This is a genomic window from Luteirhabdus pelagi (assembly GCF_016827595.1).
GTDB lineage: Bacteria > Bacteroidota > Bacteroidia > Flavobacteriales > Flavobacteriaceae > Luteirhabdus > Luteirhabdus pelagi.
In genome coordinates, this window is the sequence record NZ_JAECMS010000004.1 from 134,045 (window position 1) to 156,265 (window position 22,221).

Sequence of the window (22,221 nt, forward strand, 5' to 3'; positions counted from 1 at the left end):
TATGAAGAAACTATTTTTTTTAGTAATTACAGTATTCTTTTTAATGCCATCCGCTAGCGCTCAACTATTTACCAAAGAGCGTTTGGCTAATCTTGAGACTTTCGACAATCGGTTTTTGTCCTGGGGCTACTTTTTGGGATTTAATAGTTACGACTTCAAGTTTAAATACAATGAAGAGTTAGAGGAGCAGAATGCCGATGTATTAGTGAATTCCGATGTAGGTTTTAATGTTGGCTTGGTGGGTGATATGCGGGTGAATAAATACATCAACCTTCGGTTGGAACCAGGATTGTATTACACGCAGCGAAACTTGACGTTTCCTGGGTTTGAAGATGAAAGTGACTTCCTTCGTGAAGTGAAATCGACCTACATACACGTTCCGCTATTGGTGAAGTTTTCAACCAAGCGACTGAACAATATTAAACCCTTTATCGTGGCCGGGGTGTCCAGCTCTTTCAACTTGTCGAGCAATCAGGACAATCCACAGGATAATGAAGACGGTGAATTTCGAATGATGAAACGCGCGAGTTATTTTGAATTAGGATTTGGAATCGACTTTTACCTTTTCTATTTCAAGTTTACGCCCTCCATTCGAGGTGTGTTTGCAACGACCGACGAGTTGGTACCCGATGATAATCCTAATAGCGCATGGACGGGTAACATCGCGGAAATGCAAACGCGCGGCATCTTTATCAACTTTACGTTTCAGTAGTCCGACGAAACTCGCTTAGTAGTATTGCCGTAGCGGTAGCCACATTCAGACTTTCGGTATTCGCTTCTCCAAATTGCGGAATGGAAATACGTTCTGTTAACAGTTTTTCGATGGGTGAAGAAATACCAACACCTTCATTCCCCATGACCAAAAATGCATGTTCCGACAAATCCGTACGATATACCGAATCGCCGTCCATCATAGCGCCGTAGACAGGTTGCTCCGTTTGTTGAAGAATTTCGTCAAGATTTTGATACTGCACGGAAACACGCGCCAAACTTCCCATACTTGCTTGTACTACTTTGGGATTATAGCAATCGGCCGTATCGGGAGACGCTAAGATGTTCTTCACTCCAAACCAATCGCATAACCGAATAATCGTACCAAGATTCCCTGGATCGCGCACGGCATCCAGTACCAACGTTAGCCCCTCATAGCTGATGATGGTATGTTCAGGAATCGGAAATACTGCCAACGCCTCATGTGCGTTTTTTAAAAAGCTAATTTTTTGAAGGTCGCGTTCCGAAACATCCTCTCTTTCCTCAGAAGACCAAAATTCGGGCTGGGTTGTGTACAAAGCAGTAGGTTTCCAACCCTGTTTTAGGAATTCACGAATTACTTTGGGCGTTTCTGCAACAAACAATCCCTCTGCATCGCGGTTCTTTTTTCGCCCTAGGGCGGATATTCGTTTTATTTGATTTTTGCTGATCAAATTATAGTATTTTTGAACGTTAGAATCCCTACCTGTTGAGGCACGTGTCGACAAAAATACTATTTATTCTCACAGCCATTCTGGCCTTGGTCTCTTGTAATGCCGTTAAATATGTTCCGGAAGGCAAATTCCTGCTAACCGAGAACACCGTAATGGTCGATGGCGAAGCGGAAACAGACAGTCGGGTATTGAGCCAGTTGTATCAAAAGCCCAATCCTGAAATTCCGTTAATCGGTGTTCCACTTGGGCTTCACATTTATAACCTTGCCGATCCCCAGCCCGATTCTACCTTTCAGCGGTGGCTTCACAAAAAGCCGAATCGTGAAGAAAATTTGGTAAAATTCCTTTCACGGAAACAAGTAGTTGCGCTGGACAGTGCTTATTACAACTTCAACAAGTTCCTACAACGGTCGGGCGATGCTCCCGTAATCGTAGATGAAGGAAAAATGAACAAATCGGTCGATCGGCTAAAACGCTATTATGCCAGTTATGGCTATTTCAACACCAAAGCCGATTATGAAGTAAACCCTTCAGAAAAGAAAGAAAAAAGAGCCTCTGTCACCTATAACGTAAAACGCTTTCAACCCTATGTGGTCGATTCCATAAAAGAACAGATTGCGTCGCCAATTGTTGATTCCCTTTTTCAACGAACGAAGAAAAATAGTTTTATTGAAAAGGGCAAACAATACGATGCCAACGATTTTGTAGCAGAACGAGACCGGCTTACCATTCAATTTCGAAATTCAGGTTTGTATCACTTCGACCAAGACTATGTTGGATTTGAGGCCGATACGGTCAAGACCAATCATAAGGCAAATATCACCTATATGATTCCCAATCGAGAGGTTACCGAAGGTGATAGCACTTATACCGTACCGTTTCAAATTCACGATGTAAGTGAAGTGCGGATCGTAACAGACTATACCTATGAGAATCGTAATAAGTCGCTAAGCGATTCCACGCGTTATGAAGGTTATTCCCTCTTTAGCTATGATCCGATGAAATTTAGGCCCAAAGCCATAACCGATGCCATTTCGATTACGCCCAATGAAATCTTTCGGGATATTGACAGGACATTGACCTATAACCAGATTAATAACCTGAAGATATTCAAATATCCTAACATCAGTTACCAGCCCGATCCGGCAGATACCACAGGTACCGATCTTATTGCAACCATTTTACTAACACCGCGTAAAAAATATACGTTGGGCGTTGATTTTGACGCCTATACTTCTACTATTCAGCAGTTTGGAGTTGGATTTAGCAGTACGTTTACCATTCGAAATATTTTCAGGGGTGCAGAAATCTTGTCCATTTCAGGAACTGGAAGTGTGGGGTCCTCGGCCGATAAGGAAGGCGGCTTTTTCAATACATCCGATCTAGGGGGAAATGTAGCACTCTCTTTCCCAAGGATTTTATTTCCGGTGAACACTGAAAAAATTATACCGAAGTATATGTCGCCCAACACCGAATTGAGCGTCGGTTTCAGTGCACAGAACAATATCGGGTTAGACCGGCAGAATATTAACGGCATCTTCAACTACAACTGGCAACCTTCAAAAAAGGTTACCCACGATTTCAACTTGATAAATGTACAGTTCGTTCGGAACCTAAATACCGAAAACTACTTCAACGTTTATAGAAACACGTACACTCGCTTAAACGAGATTGCCAGACAATCGGGCTACGACTTCGAGGATCCGTTGGCCGAAAATCCAGGCTTGGGAATTCCTGACGAAGCCGATGCCTTTATCGCGCAAACCCTAAATGGCAATGTAGATGGTATTCCAACAGATTCGGAAGAATATGATGAAGTATTGAGCATTGCGGAGCGAAAGTTCAGGTTGACCGAAAACAACCTCATCTTGGCATCGAACTTCACTTGGACGCGCGACACCCGTGAAGGTATTTACGATTTGGAATTCTATCGCTGGCGTTGGAAATTGGAAAGTGCCGGAAATTTATTATCGGCGCTATCGGGCGTAGCCGATTATACCCAAAACAGTAACGGGAAGGATGAAATTTTAGGTGTGGCCTATTCGCAATACATCAAAGGTGAAACCGAATACATTAAACACTGGGCGCTGAATGACAATAATGTTTTTGCTATTCGAGGATTTGCCGGCTTGGCGGTTCCCTACGGAAATAGCACGAGCATCCCCTTCACCCGTAGTTACTTCGCCGGCGGCACCAACGATAACCGTGGTTGGCGCGCCTATGATCTCGGACCTGGAAGTAGTGGTGGGTTATTGGACTTTAATGAAGCCAACTTAAAACTCGCCTTCAATGCAGAATATCGTTTTACGATTTTAGGAGCTTTTAAAGGTGCCTTGTTTACCGATGTGGGAAATATATGGAATGCCTTTGACGATGTGGAAGATCCGGCCCTTCGTTTTGACGGGCTACAAGACTTAAAGGAACTAGCGGTCGCTACCGGCTTTGGATTGCGATACGACTTTGGATTTTTTGTGTTCCGATTGGATGTTGGTTTTAAAACCCATAATCCAGCCCGAAGGGAAGGCGATAGATGGTTCCGGGATTTCAATTTCACCGATGCGGTGTATAACATTGGGATTAACTACCCCTTTTAACCATATAAAATTCTTATTTTTGCTAGTAAAACAGACCACGTTATGAACCATTCTATACATCCCGGGGTAGCTACCGGGCGAGAAGTCCAAAAAATTCATGAATACGCAAAAAAGAACGGCTTCGCAATGCCTGCGGTTAATGTTGTAGGCTCCAATAGCATCAACGCCGTACTGGAAACAGCATCCTCCTTGAATTCTCCCGTAATTATCCAATTCTCCAATGGAGGTGCGCATTTCAATGCGGGAAAAGGGTTAAATAACGATGGTCAAAAAGCGGCAGTAGCAGGTGCAGTAGCAGGTGCCAAGCACATTCACGAATTGGCGAAACTTTATGGCGCTACCGTTATTCTACATACCGATCACTGTGCAAAGAAATTATTGCCATGGGTAGATGGAATGTTGGATGCTGGCGAAGAACATTTCAAAAAAACTGGAAAGCCTTTATATAGCTCGCATATGCTAGACCTTTCTGAAGAGCCCATTGAAGAAAACATTGAAATCTCCAAGCGATACCTGGAGCGAATGAGCAAAATGGGAATGACCTTAGAGATTGAATTAGGGATTACCGGTGGTGAAGAGGATGGTGTTGATAATACCGATGTCGATGCTTCCCGTTTGTACACCCAACCAGAGGAAGTAGCCTACGCCTATGAAGAATTGATGAAGGTAAGCGACCAATTTACGGTAGCAGCAGCTTTCGGAAATGTCCATGGCGTTTACAAACCCGGAAACGTACAACTACGGCCGGAAATCCTGAAGAATTCTCAGGAGTATGTTCAAAAGAAATTTGATACCGATGCCAATCCGATCGATTTCGTCTTTCATGGTGGAAGCGGATCTACCGTTGAAGAAATCAAGGAAGCCATTGGATATGGTGTTATCAAAATGAATATTGATACCGACCTGCAATTTGCCTTTAATGAAGGTATCCGCGATTATATGACAAGCAACATCGAGTACTTGAAAACCCAGATCGGAAATCCTGAGGGCGATTCGGTACCGAACAAAAAATATTACGATCCTAGAAAGTGGCTACGCGAAGGGGAATTAACCTTCAAGAAACGTTTGGAAAAAGCGTTTGAAGATCTCAATAACGTCAATACACTTTAATTAAACTTCCCGATATATGTCTTGGTTTAAACGAACAAAAAAAGGAATTCAAACCCCAACGGAAGAGAAGAAAGACGTTCCAAAAGGGTTATGGTACAAATCACCTACCGGAAAAATCGTCGATTCCGAAGAGCTTGAAAACAATTTTTACGTAAGTCCTGAAGATGGCTACCACGTGCGAATTGGTAGCAACGAATACTTCGAGATTCTTTTCGACGACAATAAGTACAAGGAATTGGACAAAGGGCTAGAATCAAAAGATCCATTAAAGTTCGAAGACAAGAAAAAATATCCGGATCGCTTAAAGGATGCCCAAAAGAAAACGGGCTTAAAGGATGCCGTTCGCACTGCTGTTGGTAAATCGATGGGAAAAGATATCGTTATTGCCTGTATGGACTTTAGCTTTATCGGTGGTTCTATGGGAAGTGTAGTGGGGGAAAAAATTGCGCGTGCTGCCGAATACGCCCTCGAAAAGAAGCTACCTTTTATGATTATCTCAAAAAGTGGAGGTGCACGAATGATGGAGGCGGCCCTGTCCTTGATGCAGCTTGCAAAAACCAGTGCAAAATTGGCGAAGTTGGCCGATGCCGGATTACCCTATATTTCACTGTGTACCGATCCAACTACCGGCGGAACAACTGCCTCATTTGCCATGCTGGGCGATATCAATATCAGCGAACCAGGGGCGCTTATCGGTTTTGCGGGACCTCGTGTGGTTCGCGATACCACCGGAAAAGAATTACCCGAAGGCTTCCAAACGGCAGAGTTCCTCAAGGAGCACGGTTTCTTGGATTTTATCACGCACCGCAGAGACCTTAAAAAGAACGTAAACCTTTATTTGGATCTTATCCTGAACAGACCGTTACGAACAGTAGAAGCATAAAAAAAAGCTGCCGATTGGCAGCTTTTTTTCGCTATCAATGCTATTTATAACTGAATTGGAAATTCCTGACCGTTAATGGTAATCGTTGCATTGCTATCGCACTCACCTTCCCCGAAATCGATAACACCAGTACCAAATTGTTGCTCTATTTGAAGCGAGCCCTCTACTAGATAGGGGCAATTTAATTTTCGAATGAGGGGCTGGGTAACTTCACCATTTCGGAAAAACCCATTACTTAGGTTCGTTTCCCAATTACCCGTTACACTATATACATTATCTGTCCAAGTACCAGAGCCAACGCCTTCTACCCATTCCGCAATACGAAGTCCGTCGCGAGTAGCCGTTACTGTCGTATTGGGAAAAGATACCATGATGGTTTCATTTACGGTGGATTGTGGATTCCCGTTATCATTTTCAATTTCACGGAAAATTTCACCACCGCCGGTTACACCATTTCCATTATAAAAATAATCTTCAAACGTGTAATCGATGGTTCGTGTACCTTCAACAATAGGACCGTACTCCATAAAAATAGTTCCACTTACGATTGCACCATTATTTAACTCACAATTATTTTCAAAAGTGATTTCAATGGTACCGCCATTTCCATTTGGAGAAAATACGATAGTAGCACAATCCGGAAAGAAAGAAACACTTCGGCCTTCTTCACTTTCAACATATGCAGTTTCCATAATGTTCAACGTTCCCTCTACCACATTATCGGTTTGGGCGGAACGCGTATTGTTTTCCACAGAAAATTCTGCAGGCGTGGGGTCGTTGGATTCATCTTCACTACAACTTATCAATACAGAAGTTGTAAGTACCAAAGCGGTTACAAATTTGATTGTTGTTTTCATAGGTTTTACTGTTGTGATTAGGGTTCTTTGATATCCAAAACGCTAAAGGGTTTAATCCTATTGCATTCGTTTATTCTTTTTCAGAATAATTAAAGTGAGTTTTAAATAAAAAACTGTACTTTTGCAGCTTGATTGTCAGAACGGCAATCGTGTACATAAAAATCATTATACTAATATTGGCATGTATTTAACTACAGAGAAGAAAAAAGAAATTTTCAAGAAGCACGGGAAGTCTGAAGCAGACACCGGATCTACAGAAGGACAAGTTGCGTTATTTACGCACCGTATCGAGCACCTTTCTAAACACCTAAAGCAACACCCTGGCGATTTCAACACAGAGCGTTCATTGGTACGTTTGGTAGGTAAACGTCGTTCTTTGCTAGATTATCTTATGAAGAAAGATATCATGAGATACCGTGCAATTGTAAAAGAATTGAACTTACGTAAGTAATACTAAAAGGAGCTACTATGGCTCCTTTTTTAGTTTTTGTGCAACAGCACACTATCGGAAAAAGCTGTCCCATAGGTTTTTCATTGGTCAACCACAACAACACAACTTTTGTTCGAAACCCGAGCAACGACCTTTAAAAAATGCCTACTTGGCATTGAATTGAAAAACCATAATTTATGATACCTAAAACATTTAAAGAGGTCATCGACCTAGGTGATGGTAGGGAAATCTCTATCGAAACCGGAAAATTAGCGAAACAGGCCCACGGTTCTGTCGTGGTACAAATGGGCGACGCTATGTTGCTTTGTACTGTTGTATCGAACAAGGATGCAAGTCCTGTAGACTTTCTACCCCTTACGGTAGACTATCGTGAAAAATTTGCCGCCGCGGGACGTTATCCTGGTGGATTCTTCAAACGTGAGGCGCGTCCAAGTACAGAGGAAGTCCTTACCATGCGTTTGGTAGACCGTGTATTGCGTCCGCTATTCCCAAAAGATTATCACAATGAAACACAAGTGATGATTCAATTGATGTCGCACGATGAAGAAGTGATGCCCGACGCCCTTGCTGGATTGGCAGCTTCTGCAGCGATTCAACTAAGTGATATTCCTTTCGAATACCCAATTTCTGAAGTACGCGTAGCGCGTGTAGATGGTGAATTCGTCATCAACCCTAGCCGCGAGCAGTTAGGAAAAGCCGATATCGACATGATGGTCGGTGCTTCTGAAGACAGCGTTGCAATGGTGGAAGGTGAAATGAAGGAGATCAGCGAGGAGGAAATGGCAGAAGCTATCAAATTCGCACACGAGGCCATCAAAAAGCAATGTCAGGCACAGGTTCGTTTGGCTGAAGCGGTTGGCAAGAAAGAAACCCGCGAGTATGAAGGCGAGCGTGAAGATGAAGCGCTAGAGCAAAAAGTACGTGAAGCTGCTTACCAAAAATGCTACGATATTGCGAAGCAAGGAACTGGCAAACATGAACGAAGCGAAGCATTTTCAGCGGTAAAGGACGAAGTAAAAGCGATGTTCTCTGAAGAGGAATTGGACGAGAATGGCGATTTGATTTCCAAGTATTTTAAAACTGCTCATAAGGAAGCCGTTCGTGATGTTGTACTAAAAGATGGTATTCGTCTTGACGGTCGTAAGACCGACGAAGTACGTGATATTTGGTGTGAAGTAAATTATCTACCTTCCACACATGGTTCAGCAGTGTTTACCCGTGGTGAAACACAGGCATTGGCAACCGTAACCTTAGGTACTTCAAGAGAAGCGAACGTAATCGATTTACCGACGCTTCAGGATGAAGAAACATTCTACCTTCACTATAACTTCCCTCCTTTTTCTACGGGTGAAGCACGACCTATTCGTGGAACTTCCCGTCGTGAAATCGGACACGGAAACTTGGCGCAACGCGCGTTAAAGGGTATGATTCCGGACGACTGTCCATATACCGTTCGTGTGGTAAGTGAAGTATTGGAAAGTAACGGATCCTCATCTATGGCAACCGTTTGTAGCGGAACCATGGCCTTGATGGATGCTGGTATTCAGTTGAAGAAACCTGTTAGTGGAATTGCTATGGGATTGATTACCGATGGAAAGGATTACGCAGTATTGAGCGATATTCTTGGTGATGAAGACCACTTAGGCGATATGGACTTTAAGGTAACCGGTACTGAAGATGGTATTACCGCTTGCCAGATGGATATTAAGATTAAAGGTCTTAGTTACGAAATCTTGGTGAAAGCCTTGAAACAAGCGCGCGAAGGTCGCCTTCATATCCTGAAGAAATTGACCGATACGATTGCTACGCCAAGCGAAAACGTGAAGGCACATGCACCGAAAATCGTTACCACTACTATTCCTGGTGAATATATTGGAGCGCTTATCGGACCTGGTGGAAAAGTGATTCAAGAACTTCAGAAAGAAACGGAAACAACTATCGTTATTAACGAAGATGAAGAAACCGAAACTGGAATCGTAGAAATCTTAGGTATTAGCCAAGAAGGAATCGATAAGGTATTGGCGAAAATCGATGCGATTACGTTTAAACCTGAAGTTGGCAGCGTTTACGAAGTGAAGGTTATCAAAATACTTGACTTCGGTGCTGTAGTAGAATATCTTGACGCTCCTGGAAATGAAGTGTTACTGCATATTTCTGAATTGGACTGGAACCGTACCGATAATGTAACCGATGTTGTAAACATGGGCGATGTTATTGATGTGAAGTATTTCGGAATCGATTCTAGAACTCGTAAGGAAAAAGTATCGCGTAAAGCGTTACTTCCAAAACCAGAAGGCTACCAAGACCGTAAGAGCGGTGGCGGTGGTAGACGCGATAACAACAAAGGTCGCGACAATCGTGGACGCGATAATCATAACAAAAAGCGTGACTAATTAACGCATTGCGAATCAATTATAAATCGCCTTTCAAGTTTGGAAGGCGATTTTTTTTTTATCTTTAGATAATTCTTCTTCCAATGAGAGACCAACCGAGTTCATCAAAAACATATAGCCGTCGATTTTTTATCAAATCATCTTCAGCGTTTGCGGCTTTGGCAGTTATTCCAAATTCGGTAAAGGCCTTTTATAACCACATCAAAGAAATCTTTGTTCCGAAGAAGGAAATACTCCCGCTATCGCTTCGAATAAACGAAAAACCCTACAGCTTGGATGTTGATAGCCGAACCACCTTACTGGATCTTCTTCGTGAAAACCTTCAACTTACAGGTACAAAAAAAGGTTGTGATCATGGGCAATGTGGTGCTTGTACCGTCCATGTGAATGGGGAACGCGTGCTTAGCTGTCTTACATTAGCCGCTACGTTACCAGAATCGGACGTCACTACTATTGAAGGCCTGGCAAAAGGCGATGAGCTACACCCCATGCAGGAAGCCTTTTTGGAACACGATGGCTTTCAATGTGGCTATTGTACCCCTGGACAAATTATGTCGGCCGTAGCCTGTGTGCAGGAAGGACGGACAACTTCAGTAGGGGAAATAAAGGAATTCATGAGCGGTAATATTTGTCGCTGCGGTGCTTATAACGGAATTACGAACGCCATTCAAAGTATTGCTAAATGAGACCATTTCAATTCCATACACCTAATACTTTTGAAGAGGCATTCGAGATGGCTACTTCAAAAACTGCATATCTAGCAGGTGGAACAAATCAGGTAGATTTGATGAAAAAACATATTGCAACGCCTGAAAACGTCATCAATCTGAAGAACGTTTCAACCAACACCATCGAAACAACCAACGACGGGATACGACTTGGCGCAGGAAGTACAAACAATGAGGTTGCTAATCATCCACAAATCCTTCAACATTATCCTTTAGTATCAAAAGCCATTCTAGCGGGTGCTTCACCCCAAATACGAAATATGGCGACTACGGGAGGCAATCTGTTGCAGCGCACACGCTGTCCTTATTTTTACGATACCGCACTACCCTGCAACAAACGAGATCCAGGCAGCGGTTGTAGCGCCTTGAAAGGCAATCAACGAATGTCAGCAATTATTGGCTATTCTTCAAAATGTGTTGCCGTGCATCCATCAGATTTTTGTGTGGCATTGGTCGCGCTTGATGCTGAAGTAGAAACGACTCAATCCGACGGTACTTCGAAAACGACAACCTTTGAAGACTTTCATAGACTTCCTGGTGAAAACCCGGAGAAAGACACTAATTTACCCGAGAATGCACTAATAACATCTGTCTTTGTTCCCAAAAATGCATTCGGAAACAATATTGCTTATGTCAAAATAAGGGAGCGCGACTCCTATGCCTTTGCCTTAGTTTCGGTAGCAGCAGCATTAGAAATTAGAAACGGAACAATTGAAGTGGCCCGATTGGCATCGGGAGGCGTTGCCCATAAACCATGGCGATGGAAAAATGCAGAAAACTATTTAAAGAATAAGTCAGCTACCCTCGAAAACTTCGAAGCTGCTGCCAAACTGGTCCTTTCAGAAACAGAACCTTTGGCACACAATTCATTTAAAACTGGACTGCTCGAAGGAGCCATCATTACAGCCTTGTCGCAAGCGGCAGATAACACCCTTGAAACCAAATGGTAAAACCCTTCAACATACTATCAAATCGCAAAGGCCGCGTAGAAGGAAAAGCGAAGGTTACTGGAAAGGCGCTTTATTCTGCCGAGTACGAACTTCCGAAATTAGCACATGGGGTGTTGGTAGGAAGCACTATTACCAATGGAAAAATAATAGGAATCGACACTTCCATAGCAAAAGAAATTCCAGGTGTCATCGATGTACTTTCTTATTGGAACAAACCGAATATCGCTGCCCTTGAAAATGCTGAGAAGCGCAAAGACTTTCCGATACATCACACTTTCTTCCATACCACTAAAATCGATTTTAACGACCAGCCCATCGCTTTGGTGGTGGCTGAAACCCTAGAGGATGCCAGCTTTGCAGCTTCTTTGGTGAAAGCGCAGTATGAGGAAAACAAAGACATGGATATCGATTTCGACAACGTTCGAAAAAGGGTCGATTTAAATGATATGAAGGATGATCGCGGCAGCAGTAGTAATTGGCAAAATGCCCCTCATATCGTCGACCAGGAGTATGAGATTGCCATGGAGGTCCACAACCCCATGGAGATGCACGCCACTATCGCGCAATGGGATTCAGCGAATAGCCTTCGCGTCTATGATAAATCGCAGGGGGTGAATGCCGTACAAAACAACTTGGGTGCCCTTTTTAATCTTGATCCGAAAAATATTCGGGTGACCAGCGAATTTGTAGGAGGAGGTTTTGGTTCAGGACTTAATATGTGGTTCAATACCGTAGCCGCCAGTCTTGCCGCAAAACAGCTCAATCGCCCAGTAAAGGTAGTTTTAACACGGCCTCAGATGTTTACGATGGTGGGCTATCGCCCTGAATCTTGGCAACGCGTTAAAATCGGGGCTGCTACTGATGGTAAACTTTTAGGGGTGATTCATCAATCGAAACATACCAAATCGCAGAATCATCATTTTTCTGAGGGAATTACCGCAATCGCTCATAAGGTGTATGGTTTCGAGAATGTCCAACGGAATGCAACGACGGTTCCGCTTCACCTTTCTTCACCAACATGGATGCGTGGCCCAGGCGACTCTACGGGAACTTTCGGAGTAGAATCTGCCATTGACGAACTATGCTATAAAATGGATGTTGATCCTGTTGATATTCGAATGAAAAATATCGCTCCCTATGAAATGCAAACCGGCAATCCATGGTCTTCCCATTTTTTGGATGAATGCCTACAGCGGGGTGCTGAAACGATTGGCTGGGAAAATAGACCTACCAAACCATTACAACTAAAAGAGGGAAATTGGTATACGGGTTATGGAATGGCCGTCGGTTTATGGAATGCGATGCGTAGACATGCCGGCGCTTCCATTGAGATGGATAAAAAGGGCAATCTGGTTATCCGCACTGCCATGACCGATATTGGAACTGGTACGGGAGAAGCCATTGTGAATATGGCGCATGAGTTTTTAGGCATTCCACGTGAGAAAATTAAAATTGAGTTGGGAGATTCTATCCATCCTAAGGCGGTGACACAAGGTGGAAGTTGGGGACTATCGTCCTTAAGTGGTGCCATTGCTGCAGCGAGTACTGCATTGAAGGAAAAATTAGCGACCTATGCTTCAACCAATGATCAACAGTGGAAAGCAGCATCGATAGTTTTGGGTGAAAACGAAATTTCAATGCAAGGAAAACCCGATCAGAAAGTTACCTATGCTTCACTCTTCACCAAAAATAATCTTGATACTATTATGGTTGAAGAATATTCTTCTGCTGGTGAAGAACGAGAAAAATATGGGTTCTGCTCTTCAGCAGCGCATTTTTACAGAGTAAAGGTGCATGCGCTAACCGGCCAAGTGAAGATGGATCGCATGGTCATTGTAGTTGATGCTGGAACCATTGTGAATCCGCAAGCTGCGGCCAACCAAATTATAGGAGCGGGCGTTGGCGGCGTCGGAATGGCCTTGACCGAAAAACAGGAGGTGGATATAAATTCAGGTCGACTTGTTGGCAATGATTTTGCTGGCTACCATGTGGCGGTGAATGCCGATGTTCCCCTAATCGAAGTATCCTTTATCGACAAGCCCGACCCACACATCAATCCGATGGGCGCAAAAGGCTTGGGGGAAGTAGGATTAATCGGGGCTGCTCCCGCCATTACCAATGCGATCTATAATGCTATCGGAGTTCGATTTAGAAAACTACCCGTTACCCCAGATAAGGTTACATCAAGCTTCAATTCCTCAGCTTAATTCCTGTAGAGGATTTACTATTCTTGACACATTGTTTTAGCCGAAATCCTCTTCATTTTGAAGGTGTTTTCTATAGGATTATTGTATCTTTTCGAAAACTCAAAAAACACGAAAAAACAACGCATGAAAGTACTAGTATTAGGTGCCGGAAATATGGGTTTAACCTATGCCGAAGGGATGGCAACATCAACGTACCTGAACCGTCGAAAATTAATGATTTACGATATCTCAGAAGAAAAACGCGATTTGCTGCGGGAGCAACCTAAGTTTGAAGTATATGAAAAAATTGAAGACTGCGTTCCTATCGCAGATATCTTATTTATCGCTGTAAAGCCTTATCATAGTGAAGACCTTTTCAGCAACATCAAATCGATGGTGAACGACGACCAAATCGTTATATCCCTCATGGCGGGTATCACTATTGAATCGATTCAAAAGCAATTGGGCATTAAAAAAGTGGTGCGAACCATGCCGAATTTACCCGCAAAGGTGGGTAAGGGGATGACAAGCTTTACCGAAGCCAAGGAGGTAAGTCGCGTAGAGCTGTTGATGGTTCGTAATCTTTTAGACACTACTGGCGAGGCGATTCACGTAGAAAATGAACGGTTTATAAATGCATCGACAGGTATTTCAGGTAGTGGCCCTGCCTATGTTTTCTATTTTATGCAATCGATGATGGAAGCTGCCTTGAAGATGGGCTTTTCCGAAAACGATTCCAAAGTATTGGTAACGCAAACCTTCGAGGGCGCTGTAGCACTTTTCAATCAATCGAACCTCTCTCCAAACAGTTGGATGGACCGTGTGGCTAGCAAAGGAGGCACTACAAGAGCTGCCTTAGATTCGATGGATGACAACAATTTGAAGGAATTGATAAAGGATGCTGCATACGCCGCTTTCGATAGGGCCACCGAGTTAGGTAAGGACAATACCTGACTATGGCCTAATGTTTGAGGTAAAAAAATAAAACCATCTTTTATGAAAAATCATTACTTATTACTTGTTTTTGGATGTCTGCTTTTTGTTCTCGGTTGCGAGAGCGAGCCAGTCGGAGATACTAACTACCCTAGAGATTATATTGAAAAAGACTCAGAACTGTTTAGCTTTATTCAAGAAGTATCAGCTGACGATGGCGAAAATGGAATTGGTTGCATCGATTTCAATTATCCGTTAGCCATATTTGTTTTTGATGAGAATCAAGAATTTATGGATGCCTATGGTATTGATAGCGACCTTGAATTTTATAATTTGCTGATAACCATAAATGACAATCATTCTATAAGTTTGAGTTACCCTATAACTGGCACCGATAATAGCGGAACTTTCGTTGAAATAAATTCTAATGAAGAATTGGCAACAGCCGTCAGAGATTGCTTGCAGGAGGAGGAAGAAGAGGAGTGCGAAACCTACCTATGTAATAGTGAAGACGAAGATTGCCGGTGGGAAATCGTATCTTTTGAAAATAGTTCCTCTGATTTTTCAGACTATTATTTCACTGCGGAAACTTCTGGCGTTATAGGAATGTATAATGAAAATAACGTTTCTGTAGGTACTTGGAATACGCTTTATATAGGCGATGAGCTACATCTAAATATGTCTTTTAGTGGAATACCAGAAATTGAAGAAAATTTCAATAGGGACTGGAAAGTTGTTACCGCAAATGTGGACAACTTCGTACTAGAAAATGACACTATGATACTAACTATGCAACGTGAATGCCCTATTGATTGCATTGGAAATTTCACTTATGAAAGCTGTGAGGATATTGAAGGGAGCAATACTTCAACCTTCAATTTTAACGACTATATGCTGTGCTTTCCTCTATATTCAGGAAACACCATTCCATTTAATTATGAAATATCATTTTTTGAATCGCAAGAAGATGCTGACGGAAACCTCAACCCTCTTCCAACCGATGGATATATTAATATTTCAAATCCACAAACTATTTATTTCAATATAAGGGATATCGAGAATGGCACGAGCTTTTTTCAATCGGAGATGACGCTTTCCGTAATAACCTGCAATGACTAACAGATAATCAATTCTTGTAAATAATAAAAAATGGGCTTAGCAGCCCGTTTTTTATTTATGATTATACCATTTTAAAATACCTGATGTGATTTTTTTTAACTTTTCTGTAACATTTCGAAACCTTTTTACGTAACACTCATAGTAACAAAACGGATTTATAACTAACATCCCATCAACCTATGAGACAGCTTAAAATTACGAAGCAGGTAACCAACCGTGAAACCGCTTCCTTAGATAAATATTTACAGGAAATTGGTAAAGTCGATTTGATTACCGCAGAACAAGAGGTTGAACTCGCTCAGAAAATCAAAGCAGGCGACCAACGTGCCCTGGAAAAATTGACAAAGGCAAATCTACGTTTCGTCGTTTCGGTTGCGAAGCAATACCAAAATCAAGGGTTGACACTTCCCGATTTAATCAATGAAGGAAATTTAGGTCTCATAAAAGCTGCCCAGCGCTTCGATGAAACACGAGGATTTAAATTTATATCATATGCCGTTTGGTGGATTCGTCAGTCTATTTTACAGGCATTGGCGGAACAAAGCCGGATTGTAAGGCTTCCCCTCAATAAAATTGGAAGTATTAACAAAATAAATAAAACGTTTGCGTATCTTGAGCAAGCGCATGAACGTCCGCCTAGCGCGGAAGAAATTGCCAAGGAATTGGACATGACCATCAGCGATGTGAAACAGTCCCTTAAAAATTCTGGACGTCATGTTTCTATGGATGCACCCTTGGTGGAAGGTGAAGACAGCAACCTTTATGATGTGTTGCGAAGTGGTGAATCGCCAAACCCAGATCGGACGTTATTACATGAATCGCTAAAGACCGAAATAGAACGTGCCCTTGAAACATTGACACCACGTGAAGCCGATGTTATTCGCTTGTATTTCGGATTATGCGATCAAAATCCGATGACATTGGAAGAAATTGGGGAAACCTTCGATTTAACCAGGGAACGCGTACGACAGATAAAGGAAAAAGCAATTAGACGATTGAAGCATACGTCACGCAGTAAAATTTTGAAGACTTATTTAGGATAACCTAAATTATGGCAACGACAGTTCATCATAACTGTTCGTTTTTTGATTGATGAATGACCTCCGGCTGATTACCGGAGGTTTTTTCTTATGAAAATCTTAAAATAAGTAGCTGTTTTTTCAATTTATCAAATACTTCAGTATATTTCTTACAACAACAACTATAGACAAGCAATTGTCGCCTATAAAGTAATATGATGAATCACACAATTTGCTACGTGAGCAAGGCTCATGATGGCATTTCAGCTATTGAAATAGAAGATATATTTCAAACTACCTTGAAAAACAATCAGCAGAACAATATAAATGGTATACTTTTGCATGGCCTTGGTCATTTTTTTCAGGTTTTGGAAGGCAGAGAAAAAACTATTCAGCCCTTATTTGAAGCCATACAAAAAGACCAACGACACCGAAACATTGAAGTGCTGATCAACCACCGATTGCCAAAAGGTATTTTTAGTGGATACAGTTCAAAATTCAATGTGGTAAAAACATCGGAAGAGTTGGAGAAAATTAGAACATACTTAGATATCAATAAAAAAGAATCTCCCTTTTCAGATAAAGTACAACGGGTTCTAAACCCATTTTTGATACCAGCATGAGTCATCCCATAATTGCACCTTCTATTCTAGCCGCCGATTTTGCAAATCTTGAGAAAGAGATCAAAATGGTAAATGAGAGTGATGCCGATTGGTTTCACCTAGATGTTATGGACGGTGTTTTTGTTCCTAATATATCTTTTGGAATGCCCGTAATTGAAGCGATTTCGAGACATGCCAAAAAACCATTGGATGTTCATTTAATGATTGTGCAACCTGAACGCTATGTAAAGGATTTTGCACTTCTAGGAGCCGACGTTTTAACGGTTCACTATGAGGCCTCTACTCACCTACACCGGACCCTTCAGGCTATTAAAGCGGAAGGGATGAAGGCTGGCGTAGCCTTGAATCCACACACCAATGTTTCAGTATTAAAAGATACCCTTCAGGATATAGACCTTGTGTGTATGATGAGCGTAAATCCGGGTTTTGGAGGTCAAAGCTTTATAAAAAACACCTACACGAAGGTCAAGGAACTAAAAAAAATGATCGAAGAACAGGGTGCTAGTACCCAAATTGAGATTGATGGTGGCGTAACCAATAAAAATGCAGCCCAATTGGTAGATGCAGGTGCCGATGTCTTGGTGGCAGGAAGCTTTGTTTTTAAGGCCGACGATCCCAAAGCTGCGATCAAAAGCTTGAAATAGTGTTTTTTCTTCACGAATAAGTCCATTTTTATAATTCGAGACTTCGGTTTTAACCCCTGATGGTTGGGAAACTGTATATTTGGATATGCAGCCAGCCCCAACATTCGATACATGGACGGCAGGATTTGGAGTCGCCGTAGTTATGGGTTTTTTTCTCTTTATCATTTTACTTTCCATTCGAAGTAGAAAGATAGCTCCCATTGCTTTTTTCATCCTTAGCTTTAGTCTTATATTATTGCAATATGTACTGTACTGGACGGGATATCAACGAGTGTTTCCATATCTTATCTATTTTCCAGCTGTAGCCTACTATGCTACTGGCCCGTTACTATACCTTTATGTTTTAAGGCTTTATAAGAAAAGGTTCTTGGGCCATTTTCTCTGGCATTTTATTCCCAGTGGTTTGGCCGGCCTCGCATGGGTAAGCTTTTCATTTTCAATTCTTAATGGAGCTTCCAATCCAAACCCTTGGTTTCCACAAATTCAGCATCATTGGCTGATTGCCATCCATATGGGAATCTACCTTTTTCTATGTGGAAGAATCTGGTTTTTTAACAGGCAAATTGCTACCGAAGTTGCTAAAATTCGATATCGTTGGGCAGCCGTGTTGCTTATCCTCTATACCTTATTTCTTACTGCCTATATATCTTACTATGTATTGGTTCAATTTTCCTTCTTCAACTCGGAGTGGGACTATGCTATCTCCGCCATGATGACGATCTCTATTTATACCATTGGCTATTTCATCTTTAAACAACCTAAGGTTTTTGATGGGGAATTTTATGCCAGCCTTTTCGTTCCAAAACCCGATAAAGATAAAAGCTTCGAAGATCAACTTCTAGACGAACTATACCAAAATGTCTGTCGTTACATGGAACGAGAGAAACCTTTTTTGGAAAATGAGCTGCGCTTGGCCGATTTAGCCGACCGAACTAATTTTACCACCCATCTGCTTTCTAAGGTAATCAATGAAAAAGCAGCGACAAACTTCAATAATTTTGTGAATGGGTATCGTTTAACGGAAGCCGAAAAGCTTTTGGAAACAGAACCGCAGCGTAGTATCAAAAGTATTTATTTTGAAGTTGGCTTCAACAGTAAAGCTGCCTTTTACAAAGCTTTCAAGGAAAAACACCACACTACGCCCATCGCTTATAGAACAAAGGTGACCGTTCAGAAAAAACCAATTCGGTAGCGTTTTATAATTCTGAACTCCTTTCTATTTACTTCAGCATACATTAGTGAAAACTTTAAAATCTGTATGATGAAAACCTTCCTTTACTTACTAGTTTCAGCCTTACTTTTATCCGTAGACATTCAGGCACAAGATATAAAGATATATGTCAGTGATGCTGGAAACTTCAACAACGGACCATGGCAGATTGTTCAGTACGATCTTGATGGCAGTAACCCCGTTACCTTTATCAATGATGAGCTGGGATGGCCGCAAGATATTGTTTTTCTACCTGAGCAAAATGAAGTACTCATTTCAAACCTTACTACAAATGAAATCAATCGGTATAACGGGAGTACTGGAGAATACATCGATGAGTTTGCTACAGTCGCTGGCGGACCGACACGGATGGAAATTGGAGCGGATGGACTACTATATGTGCTTCAATGGAGTTCAACCGACAATAAGGTACTGCGGTACGAAACCGATGGAACCTTCGTAGATGAATTTACCAGTGAAGGCGTTCCGAGAAGTATTGGAATGGATTGGGATAGCGAAGGAAACTTATACGTTTCTTCATTTTCGAATGCGAATGTGACCCAATTTGATAGCGATGGTAATCTCTTAGGGGAATACATAGATAATACTGAATTATCTGGTCCGACGAATATTTTCTTTGATGATGATGACCGTTTGTTTGTGTTGGATTGGAATGCTGGTGATATTGAGGAATATGATGAAAACGGAATACATGTCGATACCTTTATAACAGGACTCGGACAATGTGAAGGTGTCGATTTTCTTGAAAACGGAAATATCTTGGTGGGAAATGGCAGTACGGCCGAAGTGAAGCAATATCAAAACGATGGCACATTTGTTGAAATTACGGTTGCGAGCGGCCTGGGAAATCTACTTCAACCAAATGCGGTCGTGCTCTTCGATCGTGAAACACTTTCAATTACCGATCAAAAAAAAGATGATACGGCTTTAATTACTCCAACTGTAGGAAGCCGATTCGAAATACATAAGGATGTATGGCAACAATTCGATTCAATCATCATCTACTCGCTAACGGGGAAAAGCATTTTAAACATTTCACAGGGACAAGAAAATCTAGATGCCTCAGCTTTAGCAAACGGTATTTATATAGTAAAGGCTACAAGCGGTTATAGAAGTGTATCCCAAAAAATCAAAGTTATACACCAAAATTGATTTTCTTTATACTGCAGGATGTAAAGCCTATCTTAAAAGCAAAATTTCTAAGGATAGCCTTTTGTACCTTTGCATTTATGGAAAAAGTGGATGTCCTAATAATAGGTGCGGGGCCCATCGGGATTGCCTGTGCCTTGGAAAGCAAAAAGAAGAATTTAGAGTATGTAGTCGTTGAAAAGGGAACTTTAACCAATTCTCTTTACCACTATCCACTTAATATGACTTTCTTTTCTACTTCTGAAAAACTAGAGATTGGTGGTATCCCCTTCATCAGTAATAATCCGAAACCAAACCGGGATGAAGCCTTGGAATACTACCGAAGGGTCGTTACCGCTAACGATCTCAATATTCATTTATATGAAGAAATAACATCAGTTCAGAAGCAGGGCACTTCATTTAACATTGCTTCCAATAAAGCCCAATATGAAGCCAACCATGTTGTGGTAAGTACTGGTTTTTATGACATCCCAAAAGAGCTTGGCGTTGCTGGTGAAGAGTTAGAAAAAGTGTCGCATTACTTTAAGGAAGCCCATCCCTACGTCCTTCAAAAAGCGATAGTGGTGGGTGCAAGTAATAGCTCGGTAGATGCCGCCTTGGAAATATGGCGAAAGGGCGGCGATGTTACGATGGTAGTTCGAGGCCCATCCATAGGTGAACGCGTGAAATATTGGGTAAAGCCAGATATTGAAAACAGAATTGAAGAGGGTAGTATAAAGGCATATTTCAATAGCAACATTACAGAAATTAAGGAAAATTCGGTACGTATTGAGACGCCTGAGGGCGAAAAGGAATTGGAAAATGATTTCGTGTTAGCTTTAACGGGCTATCGACCCGATTTTAACTTCTTGGAGAAAATGGGTGTAACGCTTTCCGATAGTGCGAATTATTTTCCAACCTACGATCCGGAGACGATGGAAACCAATGTCAAGGGACTGTATTTGGCAGGTGTCATCTGTGGCGGAATGGAAACGCACAAATGGTTTATCGAGAATTCTAGAGTTCATGCCGAATTGATTATTCAGCATATTTCAGAAAAAGCTAGTACCCTGCAAACCGAAAATTAAGAAGTTTGCGCATATGTTCGAACAACTGTGGGAAATGCGATTGAAATTCCTCTGGCGATTCAATAAAGTATTCGGCTAAGACAGCCATAAATTCAAATTCATTTGTAAACGCATATGCTCTGAAAAAACGTGTTTTGTCCAACGTATCCTTTACTTTCTGGTGTGTCAGCCGTTTTAGGATGTTTTGAAATTCCGTTTGAAATCGATTGGAGTCCAAATCGCGACTTTTCTTTGCCTCTAACTGCATAGCGTGCATAAACTCATGGATTCCAAGGTTTATATTGTCATTATCAATTTCATATCCTTTTTCGAAATCGGCCCATGATAGTACCATAGCGCGTTCTCTGGGATTGAATTCGCCCTTATGCTCTGCATCGTTTACTGTACTGTAAAATTCATTCGGATACAAAAGGATATGCTCTATTAAGGAATACAAGTAGTTTTTCCGTCCGAAACTCAACATACAGCCAATACCCGCAATAAGGGTTTTCATACGGTCAGTGACTTCAAGCCCCTGTCGACCTACAAAATTCTTCTCTTTAATAAAAGTAGCCACTCGGTGTTGGAACTGCATTTTATGCTTAGGAGATAACTGATTATAAAACCGCAATTCCTTTTCCAAAACCAGTTGTCGGGGATATGAAAGCTTGCGATAGGAAAGATAGTGGCGAATCAACGGTTTAGAGAACTTACCGGCATACCAATTTTCAAAAACCCGAAATAGGAAGAATGCAAAGCCCAATAAAACAATAGTGTACGCATAGGGAGCTAACCATGCCGTTTCAGATTCTTGAAGTAGGAACTTAACCATTTGGGAAAATTGGAATCGGAAAGATATAAATTATTTGAATATCCTTACG

At 41.8% G+C, this 22,221-nt stretch carries 20 protein-coding genes; 17 read left to right on the forward strand and 3 right to left on the reverse strand.

The genetic code is table 11. The features are described 5' to 3' along the window. The first annotated feature begins 1 nt into the window (after position 1). Positions 2-712 (forward strand): type IX secretion/gliding motility protein PorT/SprT, encoded by a 711-nt coding sequence (gene porT, locus I4Q58_RS11535; protein WP_203296037.1) that lies wholly within the window; start codon positions 2-4, stop codon positions 710-712. Here porT and I4Q58_RS11540 read toward each other — a convergent pair. Further along, positions 699-1,424, reverse strand: coding sequence for a TrmH family RNA methyltransferase (locus tag I4Q58_RS11540; protein WP_203296038.1), 726 nt, complete (start codon positions 1,422-1,424; stop codon positions 699-701). The genes porT and I4Q58_RS11540 overlap by 14 nt on opposite strands. A 44-nt stretch (positions 1,425-1,468) precedes the next feature. On the opposite strand from I4Q58_RS11540, the gene tamL reads away from it, so the two are divergent. The 3 genes from tamL to accD are packed head-to-tail and all read left to right on the forward strand — an operon-like array spanning position 1,469 to position 6,011. Continuing rightward, positions 1,469-4,018: a translocation and assembly module lipoprotein TamL gene (tamL, locus tag I4Q58_RS11545; RefSeq protein ID WP_317194065.1), complete on the forward strand. Its 2,550-nt coding sequence runs from the start codon at positions 1,469-1,471 to the stop codon at positions 4,016-4,018. 42 nt (positions 4,019-4,060) lie between these two features. After that, the gene (fbaA, locus tag I4Q58_RS11550) at positions 4,061-5,128 is read left to right on the forward strand and encodes a class II fructose-bisphosphate aldolase (protein WP_203296039.1); all 1,068 of its coding nucleotides are present in this window, start codon (positions 4,061-4,063) and stop codon (positions 5,126-5,128) included. Positions 5,129-5,144: 16 nt separating this feature from the next. Then, on the forward strand, positions 5,145-6,011 hold the full coding sequence (gene accD / locus I4Q58_RS11555) for an acetyl-CoA carboxylase, carboxyltransferase subunit beta (protein WP_203296040.1): 867 nt from the start codon (positions 5,145-5,147) through the stop codon (positions 6,009-6,011). Between the two features lie 44 nt (positions 6,012-6,055). On the opposite strand, the gene I4Q58_RS11560 is transcribed toward accD, so the two are convergent. Then, positions 6,056-6,868, reverse strand: coding sequence for a hypothetical protein (locus I4Q58_RS11560; protein ID WP_203296041.1), 813 nt, complete (start codon positions 6,866-6,868; stop codon positions 6,056-6,058). Positions 6,869-7,049: 181 nt separating this feature from the next. Here I4Q58_RS11560 and rpsO point away from each other — a divergent pair, with 181 nt between their 5' ends. From rpsO to I4Q58_RS11625, 13 genes are all read left to right on the forward strand, one after another. After that, entirely contained in the window at positions 7,050-7,319 is a 270-nt protein-coding gene (gene rpsO / locus I4Q58_RS11565; protein ID WP_203296042.1) for a 30S ribosomal protein S15, read from the forward strand. Positions 7,320-7,495: 176 nt separating this feature from the next. After that, the gene (locus I4Q58_RS11570; RefSeq protein WP_203296043.1) at positions 7,496-9,712 is read left to right on the forward strand and encodes a polyribonucleotide nucleotidyltransferase; all 2,217 of its coding nucleotides are present in this window, start codon (positions 7,496-7,498) and stop codon (positions 9,710-9,712) included. Between the two features lie 83 nt (positions 9,713-9,795). After that, a complete protein-coding gene (locus tag I4Q58_RS11575) occupies positions 9,796-10,398 on the forward strand; it encodes a (2Fe-2S)-binding protein (protein ID WP_203296044.1) in 603 nt (200 codons plus the stop codon). Continuing rightward, entirely contained in the window at positions 10,395-11,390 is a 996-nt protein-coding gene (locus I4Q58_RS11580) for an FAD binding domain-containing protein (protein ID WP_203296045.1), read from the forward strand. The genes I4Q58_RS11575 and I4Q58_RS11580 overlap by 4 nt, the downstream gene beginning before the upstream one ends. After that, the gene (locus I4Q58_RS11585; protein ID WP_203296046.1) at positions 11,384-13,597 is read left to right on the forward strand and encodes a xanthine dehydrogenase family protein molybdopterin-binding subunit; all 2,214 of its coding nucleotides are present in this window, start codon (positions 11,384-11,386) and stop codon (positions 13,595-13,597) included. Before I4Q58_RS11580 ends, I4Q58_RS11585 begins: the two co-directional genes overlap by 7 nt. Before the next feature lie 123 nt (positions 13,598-13,720). Next, complete coding sequence (proC, locus tag I4Q58_RS11590; protein WP_203296047.1) at positions 13,721-14,530, forward strand: pyrroline-5-carboxylate reductase; 810 nt, start codon at positions 13,721-13,723, stop codon at positions 14,528-14,530. A 42-nt stretch (positions 14,531-14,572) separates the two neighbouring features. Beyond that, complete coding sequence (locus tag I4Q58_RS11595; protein WP_203296048.1) at positions 14,573-15,628, forward strand: hypothetical protein; 1,056 nt, start codon at positions 14,573-14,575, stop codon at positions 15,626-15,628. 179 nt (positions 15,629-15,807) lie between these two features. Next, positions 15,808-16,671 (forward strand): sigma-70 family RNA polymerase sigma factor, encoded by an 864-nt coding sequence (locus I4Q58_RS11600; protein WP_203296049.1) that lies wholly within the window; start codon positions 15,808-15,810, stop codon positions 16,669-16,671. 191 nt (positions 16,672-16,862) lie between these two features. Beyond that, the gene (locus I4Q58_RS11605; RefSeq protein WP_203296050.1) at positions 16,863-17,270 is read left to right on the forward strand and encodes a BLUF domain-containing protein; all 408 of its coding nucleotides are present in this window, start codon (positions 16,863-16,865) and stop codon (positions 17,268-17,270) included. Then, positions 17,267-17,914, forward strand: coding sequence for a ribulose-phosphate 3-epimerase (rpe, locus tag I4Q58_RS11610; RefSeq protein WP_203296051.1), 648 nt, complete (start codon positions 17,267-17,269; stop codon positions 17,912-17,914). Before I4Q58_RS11605 ends, rpe begins: the two co-directional genes overlap by 4 nt. A gap of 85 nt (positions 17,915-17,999) precedes the next feature. After that, positions 18,000-19,106 carry a helix-turn-helix domain-containing protein gene (locus I4Q58_RS11615; RefSeq protein WP_203296052.1) on the forward strand — a complete coding sequence of 369 codons (1,107 nt, stop codon included), beginning with the start codon at positions 18,000-18,002 and terminating at the stop codon, positions 19,104-19,106. A 66-nt stretch (positions 19,107-19,172) separates the two neighbouring features. After that, positions 19,173-20,297 carry a T9SS type A sorting domain-containing protein gene (locus tag I4Q58_RS11620; RefSeq protein WP_203296053.1) on the forward strand — a complete coding sequence of 375 codons (1,125 nt, stop codon included), beginning with the start codon at positions 19,173-19,175 and terminating at the stop codon, positions 20,295-20,297. A gap of 77 nt (positions 20,298-20,374) precedes the next feature. Continuing rightward, complete coding sequence (locus tag I4Q58_RS11625) at positions 20,375-21,361, forward strand: YpdA family putative bacillithiol disulfide reductase (protein ID WP_203296054.1); 987 nt, start codon at positions 20,375-20,377, stop codon at positions 21,359-21,361. Here I4Q58_RS11625 and I4Q58_RS11630 read toward each other — a convergent pair. After that, on the reverse strand, positions 21,336-22,172 hold the full coding sequence (locus I4Q58_RS11630) for a zinc-dependent peptidase (protein WP_203296055.1): 837 nt from the start codon (positions 22,170-22,172) through the stop codon (positions 21,336-21,338). The genes I4Q58_RS11625 and I4Q58_RS11630 overlap by 26 nt on opposite strands. Between the last annotated feature and the right edge of the window lie 49 nt (positions 22,173-22,221).